The 2,558-nt window shown below is 63.0% G+C and carries 3 protein-coding genes; 2 read left to right on the top strand and 1 reads right to left on the bottom strand.

Annotated elements, in window-relative coordinates:
- Positions 1-128, bottom strand: a 128-nt coding sequence (locus ACK4SV_RS16695; protein ID WP_409918975.1) for a putative quinol monooxygenase, incomplete at its 3' end; no start/stop codon positions are given.
- 202 nt (positions 129-330) lie between these two features.
- Here ACK4SV_RS16695 and ACK4SV_RS16690 point away from each other — a divergent pair.
- The gene (locus ACK4SV_RS16690) at positions 331-1,368 is read left to right on the top strand and encodes a glycosyltransferase family 2 protein (protein ID WP_409918974.1); all 1,038 of its coding nucleotides are present in this window, start codon (positions 331-333) and stop codon (positions 1,366-1,368) included.
- A 56-nt stretch (positions 1,369-1,424) separates the two neighbouring features.
- On the top strand, positions 1,425-2,330 hold the full coding sequence (locus ACK4SV_RS16685; RefSeq protein WP_409918973.1) for a metallophosphoesterase family protein: 906 nt from the start codon (positions 1,425-1,427) through the stop codon (positions 2,328-2,330).
- Positions 2,331-2,558: the final 228 nt, after the last annotated feature.

Raw genomic sequence — 2,558 nt, 5'->3', positions numbered from 1 at the left:
TTGTAGAGCTGATAGGTGAGACAGCCGGACTCGTTCGCCTTGACCTTGGCCATGAGGTCCTTCGCGACCTCCTCGAACTCTGCCTGCTTGCCGTCCTGTATCTTCAGCTTCGCAATCACGCCGATCATCTGTTTCCTCCGGTTTTATACTTATACGACCACACAGTATGGAGTCTGCGCCGCTTCACAAGGCTTTCGCAGGGTCAGCCTTTTGCGGCTTATACGGCAGGGGCTGGGGCGTCGCGCGCCATCATGGTAAATCAGCCATAAACCCGGATGGAACAGAACTTGCTGATCCATTCCGGCACATATGAGCCAAGGCTAGAGACAGATGCTGACCGTGATTGACCCGGAGCTTGCCCATACACCCGCCCTGAAGGCGGATCCGACCACGATTCTGGCCGCCATCCCGGCGCTGAACGAGGCGCGCCATATAGAAGACTGCATCCGCTCGCTGATGACCGGCAGTCCGCTCCTGCGCCTCGTGCCGCTCACCGTCGCCGATGGCGGCAGCACGGACGGCACCCAGGCCATTGTCGAGCGGCTGAAGTCCGAATTCCCGAACCTGCACCTCCTGCACAATCCCGGCAGGCTGCAATCGGCCGCCGTCAACCTCGCCGCCGAGACCAAGGCCAGCGAGCGCACCCGCTTCCTCGTGCGCTGCGATGCACATTCCATCTATCCCCAGAACTTCATCCTCCTCGTCGCCTCCGCCCTCGAACGGACCGGCGCAGCCTCCGTCGCCGTGCCGATGGACGCAGTCGGGGAGACCTGCTTCGAGAAAGGCAATGCCTGGGTGGTCGATACGCTGCTTGGCTCGGGCGGCTCAGCCCATCGCGGCGGGCGGCGCTCGGCCTATGTCGATCACGGCCACCATGCGGGCTTTGACCTGAACTGGTTCCGCCAGCTTGGCGGCTATGACCCCACCTTCTCGCATAATGAAGACGCCGAATATGACGTCCGCCTCGGCAAGGCCGGCGGCAAGGTCTGGCTCGATGCCGGCATCCGCATCCGCTACGTGCCGCGCGGCTCGGTCCGCAAGCTCGCCCGCCAATACTTCAACTATGGCAAGGGCCGGGCCCGAAACCTCGCCAAACATGGCCAGCGTTTGAAATTGCGCCAGGCCGTGCCCATATCTGCATTTGCAGGCAGTGTGGTAGGTTTGGCCGCCGGCCCCTTTTTCCTGCCGGCATTCGCCTTGCCGCTCGGCTATGCCAGCATACTTGCCGGGGCATCGGCTGCTGTGGCGCTCAAGCGAAAGTCGCTCTGCGGGCTTTATGCCGGTCTGGCAGCGGGAACGATGCATGTTTGCTGGGCAGCCGGATACCTCTGGCAGCAGACACAGCGGAAACCCCGCCGCGTTACATGACATTCTTTTCATTCTTCGAGTGATCAGCTAAATAAAGGAAGTGGGACACGCGTATAATGGCGAACAGGCGAGGTAATCTTGCAACAGCGCTCAAGGCGCGCTTCAGCCAGCTGACCCGGTCAGCTGGTGTGATGCGCAAGCGTGTGTTCGCCTCTGGCGCTGGCGACGAGGTCCTTGAGGCTGAGCCGGCCCCCCCGCCTGTGCCGACCCGCGTGACCTGCGCGCCAGACGGTGTCTGCCTCTATGCCGTGGGCGACATTCATGGCCGGATGGACCTGCTCCTGCGCCTCGTCGAACTGATCGACGCTGACGCCGCCACCCTGCCCGAAGGCACACAGGCCCAGATCATCTTCCTCGGCGACTATATCGACCGGGGCCTTCAGTCCCGCGATGTCATCGAATACTTCGCCAGCGGCGCGCTGGATCGCTACAATCCCGTCTACCTCCTCGGCAATCATGAAGAGGCCCTGCTCCGCTTCCGGCAGGAACCGAGCTTCGGCAAGCAATGGGCCCAGTTCGGCGGCGCAGAGACACTTTATTCCTACGGCTTCGCCCCGCCGAATGTCCGCGCCAGCCTCAGTTCGCATGAAGAGATGGCCGCCGCGCGCGCCGCTTGGGAAAAGGTCTGGACCGAGTTTCGCGCCCGCCTGCCGGAAAGCCATCTGACCTTCCTGGAATCCCTGAAGGCCTGTCATGTCGCCGGCGATTACCTGTTCGTCCATGCCGGCCTGCGTCCTGGCATCGGCCTCAGCGAGCAGATGGAGCGCGACATGCTCTGGATCCGCGATGAGTTCCTGCACGACCGCACACAATTCCCCCATCTCGTGGTGCATGGCCACACGCCGGAGGACGCGATCTACCGCGACGACCGGCGGATTGGCCTCGACACTGGCGCCTTCCTGACAGGGCGGCTCTCGGCCGCGCGCCTGTTCGGCACAGATGTTGCTTTTCTCAGCACCTGAGACCGAGTACATCCAAAGCGCGGGACGGCTTTGCCGTCCGCTCTAGTCGACACATGGGAGACATGATCATGCCGACCCTCCGAACTTTACTAGCCGTCCTGACCCTTATGCTGAGCTTTGCCGTTGCGGCCTGCGGCACAACCCCGACGGCCGGCGCGCGCGAAGCCGTCACGGTTGGCGAAACCCAGCGCATCGGCGCCTACACGCTCGGATCGAGCGACCGGCTCC

The sequence above is a fragment of the Hyphomonas sp. genome, from assembly GCF_046313735.1.
Taxonomy (GTDB): Bacteria; Pseudomonadota; Alphaproteobacteria; order Caulobacterales; family Hyphomonadaceae; genus Hyphomonas.
This window is presented reverse-complemented; position numbering and strand designations above follow the sequence as displayed.

Bases quoted from the DNA above. Each gene is read 5' to 3' on its own strand.
- ACK4SV_RS16685 (WP_409918973.1), top strand. From the start codon at position 1,425: ATGGCGAACAGGCGAGGTAATCTTGCAACAGCGCTCAAGGCGCGCTTC.
- ACK4SV_RS16690 (WP_409918974.1), top strand. From the start codon at position 331: ATGCTGACCGTGATTGACCCGGAGCTTGCCCATACACCCGCCCTGAAG.